Consider the following 18,847-nt stretch of genomic DNA (forward strand, 5'->3'; position numbering starts at 1 on the left):
GGTGTGCGGGGCCGTTCCCAGGCCGGGCCGGGTGCTGGGGACGGCCCCGGCATGGAAGAGCGGCCGCGTGACCTGCCTGTGGGTCACGCGGCCGCGCTCAGCTCGACGGGACGCGGTCAGCTCGACGGGACGCGGATCGCCGGACGGCGCCCGGCCGTCGCCTTCGCCAGCATCTTGCGCGTCGTGTGGAGGTAGTAGTCGCGGGGCAGCGTCCGCAGCCGCAGCGGCAGCCGCGGGTACACCACCGACAGCGCCCCCATCAGCATCCGGAACCGCAGCTCGCGCGCCCGGTTCCACGTCCATCCGTACTGCTCGCGGATCGGCGCCGGCATCATCCCCGCGGTGATCAGCCGGATCGCCGCCAGGCCGGGCGCGTTCAGCGGGCCGCCGGGCAGCCTCGGGTGCAGCACCTGGTGGGCGATCGCCCGGGACGCGTCGCTGATCTCCAGGTCGTTGAGCATGCCGGCGTAGTACACGCGGAAGTCCCGGTACGTCTTGGGCAGCCGCTCCTCGGGGCAGCCCAGGATCGTCGCGTAGACCTTGGTCTGGCCGTAGAACTCCGCCAGCTCGTCCTCGGCGAGCGTCCGGCGGAACAGCAGCTGGTAGAACTGCGCGGCGACGGCGAAGAGGGTGGCCGCGACCCACACCTGCAGCTCCGGGTCGTTCGCCCGGTAACCGGGGCCGGTGACCTGGTCGTGCCCCCGCGTCACGAGGGCACTGAGGGCCTCCGCCTCCTCCCGCGTCCCGAACTGCACCGCGTAGAGCCAGCCCATGGTGTTGCGCAGCCGCCGCAGCGGGTCCTCGGCGGTGTAGCTGTGGTCGTACACGCCCTGCGCGACCTGGGGATGCGCGGTCTGCAGCAGCGACGCGGCCCCGCCCGCCGCGATGAGCACGCCCTCCCGGGTGATCCGGCGGATGAGGTCGTCGTCGGAGAACAGTCCTTCGGTCATGACGATCAGTGTAAGTAAGTACTTGCACGACACGCACCCCCGGGGCGGCGGAAAACCGGACGACATGATCGTCCGCGGACGGGGATAATCGGGGACATGCCCGACGACATCCACGTCCGCGGCTCGGTCTCCATCCCGGAGTCCGAGCTCGGCTGGCGTTTCTCCCGCTCCTCGGGACCCGGCGGGCAGCACGTCAACACCAGCGCGACCGCCGCCGAGCTGTCCTTCGACGTCGCCGCGTCCCCGTCCCTGCCCGAGCCCCTCAAGGCGCGCGCGCTGGAGCGGCTGTCGGGACGGCTCGTCCGGGGCGTCCTGACGATCCGCGCCGAGGAGTACCGCTCCCAGATGCGCAACCGCGAGGCCGCGCGCGCCCGGCTCGGCGCGCTGCTGGCCGAGGCCACGGCGCCGCCGCCGAAGAAGCGCATCCCCAAGAAGGTCCCGCGCGGCATCAACGAGCGGCGTCTGGAGAACAAGAAGCGCCGCTCCGACGTCAAGCGGCAGCGCTCCCGCCGCTGGGACTGAGCGGCCCTTCTCGCACGTCTCGGGCAAATTGTCCCGAAGTGAGTAATTCAGCCCTCATGTCGGGGCGACATCGCGGCTGATCGGCTGCGAAAACTCGGCACTGCCGAAAGCGACGGCAAACTCGGCCGACCCGCGAAAAATCCGTAGATGTTTGCTTCTCCGGGCCGACGGAATGACCTGCGCGGATCCCGCGGCGGAACGCCGCGGGCCATGCCGCGACGCATGCGCGTCCGCGGCCAGCAGATCAGCAGAAAGGGAGAAGAAACAGGATGAGATGGACTACCGCGGGTCCGGTCGGCGTCGTCGCCGTGCTGGCCGGTCTCGCCCCCTTCGCGACCGCAGGGCAGGCGTCGGCGCAGGAGGGCGGCGCGCACGGGCACGACCACCGCATCCATGTGGTGCGTCCGGGACACTCAATCCAGGAGGCCGTCGACCGGGCCAGGCCCGGCGACACCATCAAGCTCCTCCGCGGGACCTATGACGGGGGCGTCCTGGTCACGAAACGCCTCACCATCCGCGGCTCCGGCGACAAGACCGTGCTCCGGCCGGGCGGCGTCGACCACTGCGCCGCCGTCATGCGGGCCGGCACCGGCATCTGCGTCATCGGGCGCCCCGGCCACCCCGTGAAGGGCGTCACGATCAAGGACCTGACCGTGCGCAGGTTCGCGAAGAACGGGATCTTCGGCCAGTTCACCGACCGCCTCACCGTCGAACACGTCCTCGCCGCCGACAATGGCGAGTACGGAATCTCGGAATTCAACTCGACGCGCGGGCGGTTCGCGCACGACTGGGCCCTCGACAACGGCGACGAGGCCGGCTTCTATGTCGGCGACATCGCCGACGCGCACGGGACGGTCGTCACCGGGAACCGGTCGACCGGAAACGCCATCGGCCTGCTCGTCCGGCACGCCCGCCACGTCAAGGCGTGGGAGAACCAGCTCGTCGGCAACTGCGTCGGCGTCGCGCTGGTCGACGACAGTCAGAGGGGCGGCCAGGGCAACACCAAGGTGTGGAAGAACAACGTCTCGAAGAACAACCGGGAATGCGCCGCGCACGAGGAGGTACCGCCGCTCGGCGGCACCGGCGTGCTGTTCTTCGGCGGCGACCACAACCTCGTCGAGAAGAACGTCGTGAAGGACAACCGGGGGAGGCTGCCGTACTCCGGCGGCATCGTGCTCTTCCGCGGGACGCCGCCGCTGAACCGGCCCGCCCGCGACAACCTCGTCCAGTTCAACGTGGTCCGCGGCAACGCGCCGTTCGATCTGGTGGACAACAGCGGCAGCAGGACCAACCGGTTCCGCCACAACCTGTGCCGCACGTCCAACCCGGCCGGTCTCTGCTGATTTGACCGCGCCGGCGGTCCGTCCCGGGTGACCGCCCCGGCGCCGGTGCCCGCGTCGCGTCCCGCCGCCGGGACGCGGAAATCCCTCCGCGGGCACCTCCGGCGGCACGGGAGCGCAACGGGGCAGACGCGGGGCTCGCCCGGGGACTGTCGCGGGCCTGGGACGTGCGAACGCCCGTCCCGGGGGTGGACGGGACGGGCGTCCGGACCTGGCCGGCCGGAGGTCGGCCGCAGTCCGCGGTGCCGGCCGTGCGCCGGCCTCGGCGGGGCGGGGCGGGTCAGCCGTAGTACTCGATGAAGGGCACCTTCTTGCCGGTCTGCGTCGCGGTCCCGGCGCTGACGATCGCCGCGGTGCCGGGACGGGCGTCGGCGTCGGACGCCTGGACGGCGCCGCTGCGGGCGGGCCCGTTGAGGGTCGTCCACGACGTGCCGTTGTAGTGCATGTACTGGGTCCTGGTGCCGGTCGTGACCGGAAGCATGACCACGCCGCCCTTGCCGTCGGCCGACAGCCCGATGCCCGCCGTGTTGAGCGGGGTGTTGATCGTCTTCCAGGACGTGCCGTCGTAGCGCAGGATCGCGTTGGTGATCTGGGCGTTCTGCCGGACGCGCAGCACGTACACGTTCGTCGGCGAGTTCTCGACGATCTTGTAGAGGGTGCCCTGGTAGGCGGGGGTGCCGAGGGAGCCCGGTACGGCGATCCGCTTCCACGCCTTGCCGTCGTAGTGCATCACCAGGCCGGTGACCGACGTGCCGGTGGCGGACGTCGACCCGGCCAGCCACACGTCGTTCTTCGATTTCACGTCCACGGCGGTGATCGTGGACGAGGCGGGCAGCGGCACCTTCGCGTCCGCCCACGCGGTGCCCGTCCAGCGCAGGACGGCGCTGAGGCCGCCCGCGGTCGGGTCGACGCCCGCGACGGAGTAGGCGGTACCGTCCGGCGCGGCCGCGACCTGGCTCGGCAGGCCGACCAGCGGATAGGCCGCCTTGCTCCACTTGGCGCCGTTCCAGTACAGCCCGACGGTGCCGCCGAGGTTGTAGCCGACGATCCACGCCTTGCTCGCGCTCGCGACCGCGACGTCCGTCGGGGTGAACCCGACCGGGCTGGCCTGCGCCACCCACGCCGACCCGTTCCACTTGGCGATCTTCGTCTGGGGGCTGAAGAACGAGCCCGCGGCGCCGACGGCCCAGCCGGCGTTCGCCGCGCCGAAGTCGATGCGGTCGAGGCTGCCGTCATAGGCCAGACCGGCGCCGCCGACGTTCTTCCACCCGGCGGCGGCCTGGGCGGGCACGGCGGACAGGGCGAGCGTTCCGGCGCCGCAGGCGATCGCCAGGGCCGCGGCGCGCACCGCGTTCCGTCCCATGAGAGCTCCCAAGATCAGTTCAAGCGCACGCCAAAGAGTACGGGAAGACTTACTTCCGGGTAAGAGGGACTTTCCGGACGGCCAGAACAGGCCGCACCCGCCCCAGGCATCCCGCTCGCCTCCCGCGCCCCGGGAACGGCGGACGCCCGGAGCCGGTGCGGCTCCGGGCGTCCGGCATGCTGCGGGCGGTGACCGGAGGACGTCCCTCCGGCCACCGCCCGCCGATCACCCGCGAGAGGCGATCACCCGCGAGAGGCGATCACCCGCGAGAGGCGATCACCTGCGAAAGGCGGTCACCCGCGAAAGGAAGGCGGTCACTCGCCCTTCCAGTTCGGCTTGCGCTTCTCGGCGAAGGCCGCCGGGCCCTCCTGCGCGTCCTTGGAGGTGAAGACGGGCAGCGTGATGTCCTGCTGCTTCTTCCACGCCTCGGCGGACGACCAGTCGGCGGACTCGACGATGACCTTCTTGGTCGCGGCGAGCGCCAGCGGGGCGTTCTCCGCGACCTTGAGGGCCAGCTCCTTGGCCGCGGCGAGCGCGCCGCCCGGCTCGGCGAGCCGGTTGACGAACCCGAGCTCGGCCATCCGCTCCGCCGGGTACCTGTCGCCGGTCAGGGCGATCTCCATGGCGATGTGGAACGGGATGCGCTGCGGCAGCCGCAGCAGCCCGCCGCCCGCGGCGACCAGGCCGCGCTTCGGCTCGGGCAGCCCGAACTGGGCCTCCCGGGACGCCACGATCATGTCGCAGGCCAGCGCGACCTCGCAGCCGCCGGCCAGCGCGTAGCCCTCCACCGCGGCGATCAGCGGCTTGGCCGCCGGACGCTCGGTGATGCCGGCGAAACCGCGGCCCTCGACGGTCGGGTTGTCGCCCGTGAGGAAGCCCTTGAGGTCCATGCCGGAGCAGAACGTGCCGCCGGCGCCGGTCAGGACGCCGATGGACAGGTCCTTACGGGAGTCCAGCTCGTCCAGGGCCGCCGCGATCCCCTTCGCCACCTCGCCGTTGACCGCGTTGCGGGCCTCCGGCCGGTTGATGGTGATGATGAGGACGGCGCCGTCTTCTTCGGTGAGAACAGCGTCGGACATTCAGTGCCTCACTTCGGCTGGAAGCGGATGCCACCGTCGAAACGGATGGTCTCGCCGTTCATGTAGTCGTTCTCGATGAGGGACTTGACCAGGTGCGCGAACTCCGACGCCTTGCCCATCCGCTTCGGGAACGGCACCGGCGCGGCGAGCTTGGCCTTGAACGCCTCGGCGGCCTCGCCCTCGCCGTAGATCGGGGTGTCGATGATGCCGGGGCAGATCGTGTTGACCCGGACGCCGATCGCGGCGAGGTCGCGGGCGGCCGGCAGCGTCATGCCGATGATGCCGCCCTTGGAGGCCGAGTAGGCGATCTGCCCGGTCTGGCCCTCGATGCCGGCGATGGACGCGGTGTTGATCACCACGCCGCGGGCGCCGTCGGCGTCGGCGGGCTCGGTCTTGGAGATCGCCGCGGCGCCGATGCGCATCAGGTTGAAGGTGCCGATCAGGTTGACCCGGATGACGGTCTCGTAGGAGGCCAGGTCGTGCGGGGTGCCGTCGCGGCCGACGGTGCGCGAGGCCCAGCCGATGCCGGCGCTGTTGACGATGACGCGCAGCGGGGCGCCGGTGTCGACGGCGGCCTGGACGGCGGCCTGCACCTGCTCCTCGCTGGAGACGTCGGTCTTGACGAAGACGCCGCCGACCTCGTCGGCGACCTTCTTGCCCTTGTCCTCGTTCATGTCGGCGACGACGACCTTGGCGCCTTCGGCGGCCAGCGCGCGGACGGTGGCCTCACCGAGGCCGCTCGCGCCACCGGATACGACGGCGGAAACTCCGTTCAGGTCCATAAGCAGCACCTTACGTGAGGGACCGAATGTGGTTCGGGATGATGTTACCCAGACGTCACCCCGGCGTTCTGCTCACACCCCGGCGGATTGCCCGGGCGCGATGTTACTCGGGAGTCACAATACGGCGAACGTTTGCCGGGGAACGCCCCGGGCACCCGTCGGTGCATGACCGAACCTCCGGCACAGAGCCAGACCTACCCGGGCCGCACGGGGGACATGACACCCGAGCCCCGCGACGAGATGCGCGGCTACACCGGCAGCGGCCTCCTCGACGGCAGGCGCGCGCTGATCACCGGCGGCGACTCGGGCATCGGCCGCGCGGTCTCCGTCGCGTTCGCCAAGGAGGGCGCCGACGTCGCCCTCACCTACCTCGAAGAGGACGACGACGCCCGGCACACCGCCTCCCTCGTCGAGGCCGAAGGGCGCCGCTGCTTCACCTTCGGCGGCGACCTCGCCGAGGAGCGGCACTGCCGCGAGACCGTCGAGCACGCCGTCCGCGACCTCGGCGGCCTCGACGTCCTCGTCCTGCACCACGGCACCCAGACGCCGGTCAAGGACGTCCGCGAGATCGACGACGCGCAGCTCCAGCGCACGTTCGCCGTCAACGTGTACGCGCTGTTCTGGACCGTCCAGGAGGCCCTCGACCACATGGGTCCCGGGTCGTCCATCGTCTTCACCGGGTCCATCAACGGGCTGCGCGGCAACAAGACGCTGATCGACTACGCCGCCAGCAAGGCCGCCGCGATGACCCTCGCCACCTCCCTCGCGCAGAGCCTCATGGACCGCGAGATCCGCGTCAACTGCGTCGCCCCCGGCCCCGTCTGGACGCCGCTGATCCCCGCCACGTTCGACGCCGAGCGCGTCGAGGGCTTCGGCGGTCAGGCCCCGATGGGCCGCCCCGCGGACCCCGACGAGATCGCCCCCTCCTACGTCTTCTTCGCCGCGAACCGGCAGTCGTCCTACTACACCGGCCAGACGCTGGTGCCGGCCGGCGGCGAGATCCATCCCGGCTGAGGCGCCCATGGACCTCCAGCGCAGCGACCCCTCCGAACCCGGTTTCGCGCGGCGCAAGTGCGGCAAAGGCTTCACCTACCTCGGCCCGGACGGCCGCACCCTGGCCGACCCCGCCGAGCGCGCGCGCATCCGCGCCCTCGTCATCCCGCCCGCCTGGCAGGACGTGTGGATCTGCCCCGACGCCGACGGCCACATCCAGGCGATGGGCACCGACGCCGCCGGACGCCGCCAGTACCTCTACCACGAGGCGTGGCGCGAGCAGCGCGACCGCGAGAAGCACGACCACGTCCTCGACCTGGCCGCACGCCTCCCCGACGTCCGCGACACGCTCGCCGGGCACCTCGCCGGCCGCGGCTACCGCCGCGAGCGCGTGCTGTCCGCCGCCGTCCGGCTCATCGACCTCGGCTTCTTCCGCATCGGCAGCGAGGAGTACGCGGCGGAGAACGGCACGTTCGGGCTCGCGACCGTCCTGCGCGAGCACGTCACCTGCCGGCGGGGCGAGGTCGCCTTCGAGTACCCGGCGAAGGGCTCGAAGGACCGCTACCAGTCCGTCGCCGAGGAGAACGTCTGCAAGGTCGTCACCGGCCTGAAGCGCCGCGAGGACGGCTCCCCCGAACTCCTCGCCTACCGGACGCGCAACGGCTGGCACGACGTCACCGCGTCCGACATCAACGCCTTCATCCGCGAGGTGACCGGCGGCGACTTCACCGCCAAGGACTTCCGCACCTGGCACGCCACCGTCCTCGCCGCCGTCGGCCTCGCCGTCTCCACCCGCGCCGGCACCGGCGAGGCCGCCCGCCGCAAGGCCGTCGTCCGCGTCGTCAAGGAGGTCGCCGCCTACCTCGGCAACACCCCGGCGGTGGCCCGCGCCTCCTACATCGACCCGCGCATCATCACCCTCTACGAGTCCGGCCGGACGATCGCCCCCGCCCTCACCAAGCTCGGCGTGGACGCCTCCCCCGGCGAGCTCGCCACCCAGGGCCCCGTCGAACAGGCCGTCATCGAGCTGCTGAAATCCTGACCCCGGGCGGTCACCAGGCCGAGACGCGCTCCTCGGCACGCCCGGCGCCCGCCGCCTCCGGCGGCTCCAGGCAGTACAGGGCGTAGGCGTGCTGGATCACCGGCAGCGCGACGTTCCGCACCCGGACGCCGCCCTGCGTCATCCCCTTCTCCGTCCCCTTGTGCGCGTGCCCGTGGATCGCCAGCGCCGGCGCCGCCGCGTCGATCGCCTCGCCCATCAGGTAGCTCCCGAGGAACGGGTAGATCTCCGGGGGCTCGCCTTCGAGCGTGTCCTCGGCGGGCGAGTAGTGCGTCAGGCTCACCCGCACGTCCGCGTCCAGCTCCAGCAGCGCGGTGCCGAGCCGGTCGGCGAACGCCTTCGTGTGCCGGATGAACGCCTTCATCTCCGGCTCGCCGAAGTCGCTCGCGCACTTGCCCTCGAACCCGCCGCCGAACCCCTTGCCGCCCGCGACGCCGAGCCGACTCCCGTCGCAGTCCACGACCGTCCCGCCGCCCTCCAGCACGGTCACCCCCGCCTCCCGCAGGACGTCGGCGATCCCGTCCTCCTCGTCGGAGTGGTAGTCGTGGTTGCCCAGCACCGCGATCACCGGCACCCCGAGGTCGCGCAGCTCGCCCGCCGCGACCCGGCCCTCCTCGACCGTCCCGTGCCTGGTCAGGTCCCCCGCGACGAGGAACACGTCCGCCTGCCGGGCCAGCCGCCCGAGCCGTCCCCGGTACACCCCGGCCATGTCGGCCCCCACGTGCAGGTCCCCGGCCGCCGCCACACGGATCATGACAGCCTCTCCTCCCCCTCGGGCTCCGGGACCGCGACGACGTGCACCTCGTTGCAGATCTCGTGGCCCTCCGCAGCCACCCGGGCGGCCTCCTCGACCTCCCGGCGCTGCTCCTCGCTGGCCACCTCCCCGCGCAGATGCACCACGTTTCCCCGCACGTCCACGCGGATACCGAGCTCGTGCGCGCGCGCCGCGAGCGTCTCCTGGATGTGCGCCGGCAGGTATTCGGTCACGGCACGCCCCCCTCGATGACGCCGAGCCGGGACAGCAGGGTCAGGAACGCGTACGCGTACGGCGACCCAGCCGTCTCCTCGGCCACGTACGGCCAGTCGACCTGCTCCCGCAGGGCCCGGCTGACATGCAGGAACCCGCTGAAGTCGCACGCCGTCTCGCTGAACGCCAGCAACCGCATGATCACCAGGTCCGTCGCGGGCAGCACCGGCATGTACACCGCGCCGACCGCCATCTCCGTGGCCCGCCCGAGCAGCGCACCGTCCACCGGGCGGCCCGACGGCGTGTGGATCAGGTCGATGAAGTACTCCCCGTCGGAGACCTTGGCGAGCCAGTTCTCCGGGCTGTCCATGTGCCCCATGCCGGCCGCGGCGAGCGCCGCGAGCGCCGTCTCGACGTCGCGCTCCCGCACCACGAAGTCCACATCGTGCGTCGACACCGCCGCGCCGTGCGCGTACGCCGCGAACCCGCCCGCCAGCGCGTACTCGATCCCCGCGTCGCGCAGGGCGGCGGCGGCCCGCTTGAGGCTCAGCAGCAGGCCGTCCCCGGCGCCGCCCGGGCCCGGCGACCCGCTGCCCCGGACCACGCCGAGGTTCGGCACGGCCCCCGCGCGCCTCGTCCCGGCCTGCACATCCCCCACACGAACCCCTGCTTCCTAGCGCTCACCGCGCCGGTACCCCAGAAACCCCAGCTCATACCGACCCCTACCCCACCAACCCACCCCAGCAAGCCCCCACTCGCACCCGCCAACCCGCCCCAGCAAGCCCCCACTCGCACCCCACCGCGCCTCGCCCGGCCGCGCCCTCTCTGGGCCGCGGCCGGGGCGGCGCGGGTCACCGGCGGACACGCGCTGGGCGGGGACAGCCGGCCGCCTGCGGCGAGCCGGATGCCGGGGAGGCATCCGACTTGCCTGACCGGATTCGTCAGGGCGCGGGTGGTGGGCGCCGGGCCTGCGGGGCGGGGTCGTTGCGGTCCGGGGTGGGCGGGGTCAGCAGTCGACGAGGTCCGGGGACTGGTTCAGGAGCTGGGCCCGGGGTGAGACGAAGCGTTCGTGGCGGGCGGCGGCGCCGTCGGCGGCCAGGTCGAACGCGGCGACGCGGTGGCAGTTCTGGAACGCCAGGCGGACGCCGAAGTGGCGTTCCAGGGCGCCGCGCATGGCGTCGCTGGCGAGGACGCGCAGCAGCTGGCCGCGGGCCTGCTCGTCCGGCGGCGGGGTCCGGTTGTCGGCGAAGCCGGCGCCGCCGTCCCGCATGCGGGCGACGACGCCGCTGATGACCTCCCATGCGTACGGCAGCGAGTCGCGGACGCAGGCGACGAACGAGGCGTCGTCCACCTCGCCCCGCATCGCCTTCTCCAGCAGCCGGTCGTCGACGGTCAAGGACATGGCCGTGCTCCCTTCCTCCGTGGTTCGGACGGATTCAGGGTGACATGAAAACGATTATCATTCCAGCATCGAGGGGCGGTGATTCCGGTCCGCGTTCAGCCGGCCGGGGCGCGGTAGGCCGCGGGCGGGGTCGGGGTCGTGCCGAGGCAGGTGGCGAGCGGGTCCTCGACCGAGCACCAGCCCGGCCGGCGGACCGGCACGTATCCGGCCGGGACGCCGCGGTCGGCGATGATCGAGCGGTAGGTCGCGACGGCGTCGGTCGGGCGGCGGGCCAGGGACGGGTCGGTCAGCGCGTTCACCGTGTAGAGGCCGAAGCGCGGCTCGAAGCTGCCCCACTCGTAGTTGTCGGTGAGGCTCCAGTAGTTGTAGCCCATCACCTTGACGCCGTCGGCCATCGCCCGCTGCACCCAGTAGATGTGGTCGCGGAGGTGCTCGCTGCGGGTGTAGCCGTCCGCCCGGGGCTTGCCGTTGTCGGTGGACATGCCGTTCTCGACCACGTACACCGGCAGCTTCGGCAGCCGCCGCTGGTAGCTCTTGAGGACGTAGTACAGCCCCTCCGGCTCCGGGTCGATCTTCCAGAACTCGCCGGTCAGCGCGTACCCGGCGGTGAGGTTCTGGGCGTTGGCGCCGTAGTAGTAGTCGATGCCGACGAAGTCGAGCTTGTCCGTGACGTCGTTGAACAGCGCGGCGTCGAAGATGCCGTTCAGCGCCGTGCCGTAGGCGACGTTCGTGGAGACGGGGGCGCCCGGGTCGAGCTTGTGGATCATGTCGTAGGCGGCGCGGTGGGTCTTGGTGAGCGCGGTCCGCATCGCGGCGAGCTGCCCGAGGTTCATCGGCCGCATGGTCAGCTCCTTGTACATGTAGGCGCTGGCCTCGTTGAACGTGATCCAGATGACGCCTTGGTGCTTGTAGCGGTTCACGATGAACCGGGCGTTGCCCAGCCACTCCGCCTGGGTCTTCGGGTCGTCCCATGCGCCCTGGCCGGCCACCCACCCCGGGTACACCCAGTGGTCCAGCGTGATCATGGGCCGCATGCCGGCGGCGCGGATCCGCCGGACGAGGTCGTCGTAGTAGGCGATGGCCTTGGGATCGCGGACGCCCCGCTTCGGCTCGATCCTGGCCCACTCGATCGAGGTGCGGAACACGTTCACGCCGAGCTTGCGCGCGAGCTCCACGTCGCCCGGGTAGCGGTGCAGGAAGTCGACGGAGTTCTTGTACGGGTCGCTGATCCCGGGCGCCTTCCGCTTGATGTAGCGCGTCCAGTTGCTGTCAGGGAAGGAGCCCTCGCCCTGGAAGCCGGACGTGGCGACGCCCCACAGGAACCCGCGGGGGAACTTGGCGGTCGCCGGGGACGGCGCGAGGGCGGTACGGGCGTGGGCGGCGGGCGAGGCGGTCACCGTGACGGCGGCCGCGAGGGCGAGAGCGGGGAGCACGCGCGCGAGGCGCGTTCTGCCGGACCTGCGGAACACGGGACTCCCTCCGGGCACCGGACATGAATCTCTCTCGGACTACAGGGCCGGGAGAGGCGGGAGTCAATCCCCGGGCCCTGGCCGGATCCGGCAACGCAGCGTCCACGATCCGCCACACAACGGAAGTAAGTGACGCAACTAACATATTTGCCGCCATTGACGATCTCCTTCCAGTGCGCGGAAACCGCCTTCGAATCCGGCGGCCACTCCAGTCGAGCACCCCGGCTCGGACACCGGAACCGGAACCTCGTTCTGTGGATAACTCCGCCCCGAGACGCCCGTCCAGAACGGGGAATCAGCCACTGTTTCCGCAGGTTGTGACCCACTTCACAATTTGCTGAAAATGATCTCGATTCGCGCAGGCCGCACGATGGTCGCCCCATCCGTCGCATCCGTCCGGGAAGGGTTGTGATCTACCTGAGATTTGCCTGAGCCGCTGGAGTCTGGCTACGTTCCTGCCCGGTTCATGCGGCACGACGGGCCGCTCGGACAACAGAACACGCACCGACGCGCGGCGGCGGCACGCGTCCGGCCTCTCGGCGAAGAGCGGCCGGGCATCGTCCGCGAGGACGCCCCCCACGGGCGCCGCCGAAGAAGCACACCCGCGTCGATCGCCTCATCCGTGCAGACGAGAAGCACGGAGCCGGAAGCGGCTCGCGGGCCGCGGCGCCCTCCCATGGCACCGCAGGCACCGGACGACCGCGACGCATCCCGAATCCCCAGCGTTCACGCGCGGGATGACGGCTGCCCGGTAGGCATCACCCGCGAGATCTGGAGCCATCCTGCATACCCCCCGAAACCCCCTGAAGATCGGAATCACCGCTGGTGGCCTCGTGCTCACCACGACCGCGGCGCTCGGCGCGACGCTCCTGACGGCGGGCCCCGCCGGAGCCGCCGCCGGCACTCCGCAGCGCGTCACGCTCGCGGCGTCGGCCACCAAGGCGACGAGCACGAAGACCGCGGCCACCAGGACCTCGTCGGCCACGTCCCGCGCCGCCAAGCAGAGCAAGCGCGCGACCGTCGCCGTCAAGTACGCCTACAAGCAGATCGGCGACCCGTACCGCTACGGCGGTTCCGGGCCGGGCTCGTGGGACTGCTCAGGTCTCGCGCAGGGATCGTGGCGCAAGGCCGGCGTCAAGCTCCCGCGCACGACCCAGCAGATCTACCGCGCGGTGAAGCACAAGGTCTCCTGGAAGGGCGCCAAGGCGGGCGACCTGCTCTTCTTCTACAGCGGCCGTACGCACGTGGGCATCTACGTGGGGCACGGCTACATGATTCACGCGCCGCACTCGGGCTCCCATGTGAAGAAGATCAAGCTGACCCACTACTACAAGAGCCAGTTCAACGGCGGCGTCCGGCCCGGCTACTAAGCCGAGCGCATACGGACGCACAGGCGGACATACATGCGTCTCCTCTGAGCGTGGCTACATGAAGCACGCCCAACCACAGGCGCGCATAGGCGAGGGCCCCGTACCGGTCGACACCGGCGCGGGGCCCTCGGCCTGAGTCCCGTCCAAGACCAGAGGTCCGTTCAGGGACTGAGGTCCGTCTAGGAGAGGACGGGGTAGTCGGTGTAGCCGCGGTGGTCGCCTCCGTAGAAGGTGGCGCGGTCGGCCTCGTTGTAGGGGCCGCCGGCCTTGATGCGGGCGGGCAGGTCCGGGTTGGCGAGCCACAGTTCGGCGAACGCGATCGCGTCCGCGACGCCCTCCCGCAGCGCCTCCACACCGGTCTCCGGGTTCGCCGGGAAGGATTCGGGCGTCGGGTGGGGGTTGAGGATGAGCGTGCCGGGCCAGGCGGCACGGATGCGACGCGTACGCTCCCGGTCGCCCAGCTCCATGATGTGCAGGTAGGCGAGCCCCAGGGGCGCCAGTGCCTCCACCAGCGCGGCGTACAGCTCGTCGGGGTCGCTCTCGGTGATGCCGTTGGCGATGCCACCGGGCGACACGCGGAAGCCCACGCGTTCCGGTCCGATCGCGTCCGCGACGGCCTGCGCCACCTCCACGCCGAAGCGGATGCGGTTCTCGATGGTGCCGCCGTAGGCGTCGGTCCGCTTGTTGCTGCCGTCCGCCAGGAACTGCTGGATGAGGTAGCCGTTGGCGCCGTGCAGTTCCACGCCGTCGAAACCGGCGGCGACGGCGTTGCGCGCCGCCGCGGCGAAGTCCGCCACCGTCTCGGCGATGTCGTCCAGCGTCATCTCGCGGGGCTCGGGGTGGTCGAGCATGCCCTCGGGCGACCACATCCGCTCGCCCGTGGCGATCGGGGACGGCGCCACGGGCAGCCCGCCGTCCGGGTAGAGCGAGGGGTGGCCGACGCGTCCCGCGTGCATCAGCTGGGCGAAGATGACGCCGCCCTCCGCGTGGACGGCGTCGGTGACCGCCCGCCATGCCTCCACCTGCTCGTCGGTGTGCAGTCCCGGCGTCCAGGTGTAGCCCTGGCCCCGCACGCTGGGCTGCGTCCCCTCGGTGATGATGAGGCCGGCGCCGGCCCGCTGCGCGTAGTACTCGGCGTGCAGGTCGGTCACCTTCCCGTCGTGGACGGCCCTGCTGCGCGTCATCGGCGCCATCACCAACCGGTTGGCCAGCTCCAGCTTCCCGGCCGACAGCTTCTCGAACAGCTCGTTCACGACGTCCTCCTAGTGGCTTCCTCGCTGGTGAAGAAGCTACGAGGGGGCCGTCGCACCGCGAATCAGTATGGTTTCGGTAGTACGCCCCGTACTTTGGATTAGTGCTTTACGGGCGGAACGACGAACAGGCGCGCATCTCCTCGCTGCTCGCCGGAGCGCGCGACGAGGGGCGCAGCGGCGCGCTGCTGCTGCGCGGCGAGGCGGGCATCGGCAAGTCGGCGCTGCTGGACCACGCCGCTGACCTCGCGGCCGGCGGCGCCGGAGCGCGCGTCCTGCGGGTGACCGGGATCGAGGCGGAGTCCGGCATCGCGTTCGCCGGGATCAACCAGCTGGTGTGGCCCGTCCGCGACCGCCTGGACGGCCTTCCCGGACCGCAGGCGGAGGCACTGAGAGCCGCGCTGAGCGGTTCCGGGCAGTCCTGTGACGTCCCGCCCGTCCGGGACCGGTTCACGACCGGCCTCGGCGTCCTGACGCTCCTGGCCGACCTCGCCGAGGACGGCCCCGTGCTCTGCCTCGTCGACGACGCCCAGTGGCTCGACAGCGGGACCGCCGAGGCGCTGCTGTTCGCCGCCCGGCGGCTCGCGGCCGAGGCGGTGGTGATGCTGTTCGCCGCGCGGGACGACGCGTTCACCGGCACCGGCCTCCCCGAACTGCCGCTGGCGCGGCTGGGACGCGACGACGCGGTGCGGTTCCTCGCCGAGCACGGGCTGACCCGGGACGTCCGCGATCGGATCCTGCATGACGCGGACGGCAATCCGCTGGCGCTGCGCGAGTTCGGCAGGGCCAGGGACCGGGTGCCGGACGGGTCCCGCCCGCTGCCCGTCACCGACCGCGTCGTCGCACGGTTCCAGAGCCGGATCGATGAGCTTCCGGACAAGACCCGCCTGATGCTGCTCATAGCGGCGGCCGAGGGACGCGGCTACATGCCGAGCCTGCTGAACGCGGCGCGAGAATTGGGCGTCGGCCTGGAGGACCTGCAGCAGGCCGAGCGCGCAGGGCTGGTGGAGGTGAGCGGGCGGTCCATGGCCTTCCGCCATCCGCTGATCAGAGCCGCCGTCTATCAGGGCGCTGTAGCGGCGTGCCGTATCAGGGTGCATGAGGCGTTGGCGTCCTCGTCCGAGGACGCCGATTGCCGCGCGCGGCACCGCGCCTCAGCGGCTCTGGGGCCGGACGAGGACGTCGCCGTCGATCTGGAGAACGCCGCAGAGCGCGCGCGGAAACGCACCGGGTACGGCACTGCGGCGAGTCTCTACCGACAGGCGGCGGACCTCACTCCGGCCAAGGACGCGCAGGCCGCGCGGTTGCGCGCGGCGGCCAACATGACGCTCCAGGCCGGTCGGCCGGACGAGGCCGAGGTTCTCGCCACCAGGGCGGGCACCCTCACCGACGCCCCCGCGGAACTCGCACGGCTCGGCCGAGTCCGCGCTGTGGTCGAGTACGAGCGCGGTAACCGGCGCACCGCCGCGCGCATGATGGTGGAGCACGCCGCCTATGCGAAGCCGGACGACAGGGCCGCGATGCTGCGGACGGGCGCCGCCTATGCGTGGACCTCTGGAGAGACGCCGGCGCTGCTGCGCGCCGCCGAGGCGCTGCCCGAGGACGCGATGGTCGGCGGTCTCGCGCATCTGGCCGGCGACGACGTCGCACGCGGCGTCCCGCTGCTCGCCGCGCTGGTCGCGGAGGCGCGCACGACGACCCCGGAGCCGGGCGTGGCCGCCGGGCTGGACGAGGCGGCGCGGCTCGCGCTGATCGTCGGCGACGACGAGGCGGCGCTGGAGCTGGCCGCCGTCGAGGCCGCGCGCTGCAGACTGAACGGCCTGATCGGGGCGCTGCCGGGCGTGCTGCGGACGCAGGCGCAGGCACAGGTCGCGACGGGCCTGCACGCGGACGCGGAGGCCACGCTGATCGAGGCGATCTCGCTGGCGTGCGACACCGGCCTGCCCAGCGGCGACTGGCGGCTCTCGGCGGTGTTCGCCCGGGTGGCGGCGGTGGAGGGCGATGAGGCGCGGCTGCACGAGATGCCGGAGAGGTCCGACGGGGCTCTCGGCCTCCTCGAACTCGGCCTCGGGCGGTACGACGACGCGCTCCGCCATCTCGAGGCGGTGCACCACCAGTACAGCGCGGATGCCATGCTCGCCGTGGCGGACCTCGTAGAGGTGGCCGTGCGCGCCGGACAGCCGGAACGCGCGCGCGCACCGTTCGACCGGTTCCGTGTCTGGGCCGATGCCGTGCAGCAGCCGTGGGCATCGGCCGTCGCGCTGCGCTGTGAAGCTTTGCTGGAAGACAGCGAAGAAGCGTACGCACAGGCCGTCCGCCTGCACGAGAAGGCAACGCGCCCGTTCGAGAAGGCCCGAACGGAACTCCTGTACGGAGAGTGGCTGCGCCGTGCGCGCCGCCGCTCCGACGCCCGTACGCCTCTTCGCTCCGCCATGGAGGTCTTCGACCGGCTCCGCGCCAAGCCCTGGTCGGACCGCGCGCGCGCCGAGCTGCGCGCGACCGGCGAATCCGGCTCCGCATCGGAGCCCACGGCGCCCGTGCTGCTCGACCGCCTCACGCCGCAGGAGCTCCAGGTCGTACGGCTCGCCGCCGAGGGCATCAGCAGCCGCGAGATCGCCGCGCAACTGTTCCTCAGCCGCCGGACGGTCGAGTACCACCTCTACAAGGCTTATCCCAAGCTCGGGATCTCCTCCCGCAAGGAACTCTCCCGCCTGACTCTGGAACCATCCACGACATGACCGCATCCGCCGCGGAACGCTCGCACGACTCGCTTCTGGCCCTCTCCGTAGGAGACGCGCTCGGATCCCAGTTCTTCGTCCCCGAGAACCGCCCGGCCTTCGAGAGCCAGACGCTCCCCCAAGGGCCGTGGCAGTGGACGGACGACACGGAGATGGCCGCGTCCATCCATCTCGTCCTGTGCAAGCACGGCGGCATCGACCAGGACGCCCTCGCGACGAGCTTCGCCGAACACCACGACTTCGACCGCGGCTATGGCCCGTCCACCGGTCGCCTGTTGCGGCTCGTCCGGGAAGGCGGCGACTGGCGGACGCTCGCCCGCGAACCCTTCGACGGCATGGGCTCCTGGGGAAACGGCGCCGCGATGCGTGTCGCGCCCATAGGCGCCTGGTTCGCGGGCGACCCGGCGGAGGCCGCTCGCCAGGCGGCCTTGTCCGCGGAGGTGACACACCCCCACCCGGAGGCCATCGCGGGCGCGATCGCCGTAGCGGTGGCCACGGCGATCGCGCCCGGCAAGCCGTCACCGGGCGGCTTCCTCGACGAGGTACTGGCGCGCACACCACAAGGCACGGTCCGCCAGGGCATCGCCGAAGCACGCCGGCTGCTGACCATCGGCGACCCCGCCACCGCCGCGGCCGTCCTGGGCAACGGCCGCCAGGTCGCCGCACATGACACGGTGCCGTTCACCCTCTGGGCGGCGGCGCGGCATCTGGGCGACTACGAACGGGCGTTCTGGACGACGGCCTCCGCAGGCGGCGACATCGACACCACGTGCGCGATAGTCGGCGGCATCGTCGGACGCCCGCCCGCAGCCTGGCTCACCGAAACCGAGCCGCTCCCTGGCTGGTGCCTGTAGGCGGCGCTATGAGACGGGCAGGTAGCGGCGCAGGAAATCCTCCGTGAGCCGCCACGCCCGCTCCGCAGGCTCCGGCTGGTAGAACATCGGTGCCTTCCGGTTGTGGAAGGCGTGGCCGCCGTCCTCCTGGACGTGGATCTCCATCCGGTCCCGTCCCGCGACGGCGCGCTCCACCGCCGCGACGTCCTCCCTCGGGATGTAGTCGTCGGACCCGCCGAAGTGGAACTGCAACGGCGACCGCACCGCGTCCAGCGCACCCAGCGCACCCGGGACACCGCTGCCGTAGAACGACACGACGGCATCCGCCTCGGCCCGCGTGGCCAGCAGATACGCCAGCGTCCCGCCGAAACAGAACCCGAGCACGCCGATCCGGCCGTCGACCTCGGGCAGGCCCTTGAGCGCCTCCAGCGCGGCCTCCACATCGTCCTGGCCCTTGTCCCAGTCGAACTGGGAGACCATGGACATCCCCTTGGGCAGGGCCTCCTCGGTGTGCCGCGTCGTCCAGTTCGGCTCGATCCGCCAGAACATGTCCGGGGCGGCCACCACATGGCCCATGGCCGTCAGGTCCCCGGCCACGGCCTCCATGTACTCGCCGACGCCGAAGATCTCCTGGATGAGCAGGATCCCCGGCCCCCAGCCGCTCTCGGGCGTCCACACGTGCAGCCGGAACTCGCCGTCCGGCACCTTCACCGTCTCGATTCGGGTCAT

General features: G+C 71.7%; 18 protein-coding genes. 7 read left to right on the forward strand and 11 right to left on the reverse strand.

Going from position 1 to position 18,847, the window contains the following annotated elements:
• Positions 1-116: 116 nt before the first annotated feature.
• Positions 117-950: an oxygenase MpaB family protein gene (locus amrb99_RS16315; RefSeq protein WP_190856814.1), complete on the reverse strand. Its 834-nt coding sequence runs from the start codon at positions 948-950 to the stop codon at positions 117-119.
• A 96-nt stretch (positions 951-1,046) separates the two neighbouring features.
• On the opposite strand from amrb99_RS16315, the gene arfB reads away from it, so the two are divergent.
• Positions 1,047-1,472 (forward strand): alternative ribosome rescue aminoacyl-tRNA hydrolase ArfB, encoded by a 426-nt coding sequence (arfB, locus tag amrb99_RS16320; protein WP_190856815.1) that lies wholly within the window; start codon positions 1,047-1,049, stop codon positions 1,470-1,472.
• Between the two features lie 269 nt (positions 1,473-1,741).
• Positions 1,742-2,815, forward strand: coding sequence for a right-handed parallel beta-helix repeat-containing protein (locus tag amrb99_RS16325; RefSeq protein WP_190856816.1), 1,074 nt, complete (start codon positions 1,742-1,744; stop codon positions 2,813-2,815).
• 277 nt (positions 2,816-3,092) lie between these two features.
• Here the strand turns inward: amrb99_RS16325 and amrb99_RS16330 are convergent, their stop codons facing one another.
• The 3 genes from amrb99_RS16330 to amrb99_RS16340 all read right to left on the reverse strand — a co-directional run bounded on the left by amrb99_RS16330 (position 3,093) and on the right by amrb99_RS16340 (position 6,036).
• Entirely contained in the window at positions 3,093-4,175 is a 1,083-nt protein-coding gene (locus amrb99_RS16330; RefSeq protein WP_190856817.1) for a hypothetical protein, read from the reverse strand.
• A gap of 314 nt (positions 4,176-4,489) precedes the next feature.
• Entirely contained in the window at positions 4,490-5,254 is a 765-nt protein-coding gene (locus amrb99_RS16335; protein WP_190856818.1) for a crotonase/enoyl-CoA hydratase family protein, read from the reverse strand.
• Positions 5,255-5,262: 8 nt separating this feature from the next.
• Positions 5,263-6,036: an SDR family NAD(P)-dependent oxidoreductase gene (locus amrb99_RS16340; RefSeq protein WP_190856819.1), complete on the reverse strand. Its 774-nt coding sequence runs from the start codon at positions 6,034-6,036 to the stop codon at positions 5,263-5,265.
• A gap of 165 nt (positions 6,037-6,201) precedes the next feature.
• On the opposite strand from amrb99_RS16340, the gene amrb99_RS16345 reads away from it, so the two are divergent.
• Together amrb99_RS16345 and amrb99_RS16350 are read left to right on the forward strand one after the other, a co-directional pair.
• Positions 6,202-7,050, forward strand: a complete 849-nt coding sequence (locus amrb99_RS16345) for an SDR family oxidoreductase (RefSeq protein ID WP_190856820.1) — start codon at positions 6,202-6,204, stop codon at positions 7,048-7,050.
• A gap of 7 nt (positions 7,051-7,057) precedes the next feature.
• Positions 7,058-8,071, forward strand: coding sequence for a DNA topoisomerase IB (locus tag amrb99_RS16350; RefSeq protein ID WP_190856821.1), 1,014 nt, complete (start codon positions 7,058-7,060; stop codon positions 8,069-8,071).
• Positions 8,072-8,081: 10 nt separating this feature from the next.
• On the opposite strand, the gene amrb99_RS52425 is transcribed toward amrb99_RS16350, so the two are convergent.
• The 5 genes from amrb99_RS52425 to amrb99_RS53135 all read right to left on the reverse strand — a co-directional run bounded on the left by amrb99_RS52425 (position 8,082) and on the right by amrb99_RS53135 (position 11,891).
• Complete coding sequence (locus tag amrb99_RS52425) at positions 8,082-8,843, reverse strand: metallophosphoesterase (protein ID WP_190856822.1); 762 nt, start codon at positions 8,841-8,843, stop codon at positions 8,082-8,084.
• Positions 8,840-9,076: a BON domain-containing protein gene (locus amrb99_RS16360; RefSeq protein WP_190856823.1), complete on the reverse strand. Its 237-nt coding sequence runs from the start codon at positions 9,074-9,076 to the stop codon at positions 8,840-8,842. The genes amrb99_RS52425 and amrb99_RS16360 overlap by 4 nt, the downstream gene beginning before the upstream one ends.
• Entirely contained in the window at positions 9,073-9,714 is a 642-nt protein-coding gene (locus amrb99_RS16365) for a nucleotidyltransferase (protein WP_347256707.1), read from the reverse strand. Before amrb99_RS16365 ends, amrb99_RS16360 begins: the two co-directional genes overlap by 4 nt.
• Positions 9,715-10,062: 348 nt before the next feature.
• Positions 10,063-10,458: an SCO5389 family protein gene (locus amrb99_RS16370; protein ID WP_190856824.1), complete on the reverse strand. Its 396-nt coding sequence runs from the start codon at positions 10,456-10,458 to the stop codon at positions 10,063-10,065.
• A gap of 95 nt (positions 10,459-10,553) precedes the next feature.
• Entirely contained in the window at positions 10,554-11,891 is a 1,338-nt protein-coding gene (locus tag amrb99_RS53135) for a family 1 glycosylhydrolase (RefSeq protein WP_347256708.1), read from the reverse strand.
• A gap of 869 nt (positions 11,892-12,760) precedes the next feature.
• On the opposite strand from amrb99_RS53135, the gene amrb99_RS16380 reads away from it, so the two are divergent.
• Positions 12,761-13,297, forward strand: coding sequence for an NlpC/P60 family protein (locus amrb99_RS16380; RefSeq protein WP_190856826.1), 537 nt, complete (start codon positions 12,761-12,763; stop codon positions 13,295-13,297).
• A gap of 179 nt (positions 13,298-13,476) precedes the next feature.
• Here the strand turns inward: amrb99_RS16380 and amrb99_RS16385 are convergent, their stop codons facing one another.
• A complete protein-coding gene (locus amrb99_RS16385) occupies positions 13,477-14,550 on the reverse strand; it encodes an alkene reductase (RefSeq protein WP_190856827.1) in 1,074 nt (357 codons plus the stop codon).
• Positions 14,551-14,651: 101 nt separating this feature from the next.
• On the opposite strand from amrb99_RS16385, the gene amrb99_RS53140 reads away from it, so the two are divergent.
• Both amrb99_RS53140 and amrb99_RS16395 read left to right on the forward strand, forming a co-directional pair.
• Complete coding sequence (locus amrb99_RS53140; protein ID WP_190856828.1) at positions 14,652-17,285, forward strand: AAA family ATPase; 2,634 nt, start codon at positions 14,652-14,654, stop codon at positions 17,283-17,285.
• Positions 17,282-18,139, forward strand: coding sequence for an ADP-ribosylglycohydrolase family protein (locus amrb99_RS16395; protein WP_190856829.1), 858 nt, complete (start codon positions 17,282-17,284; stop codon positions 18,137-18,139). Before amrb99_RS53140 ends, amrb99_RS16395 begins: the two co-directional genes overlap by 4 nt.
• Before the next feature lie 6 nt (positions 18,140-18,145).
• Here amrb99_RS16395 and amrb99_RS16400 read toward each other — a convergent pair whose 3' ends face one another.
• Positions 18,146-18,847, reverse strand: a complete 702-nt coding sequence (locus tag amrb99_RS16400) for a dienelactone hydrolase family protein (protein ID WP_190856830.1) — start codon at positions 18,845-18,847, stop codon at positions 18,146-18,148.

This window comes from Actinomadura sp. RB99 (assembly GCF_014706005.1).
Classification (GTDB): domain Bacteria; phylum Actinomycetota; class Actinomycetes; order Streptosporangiales; family Streptosporangiaceae; genus Spirillospora.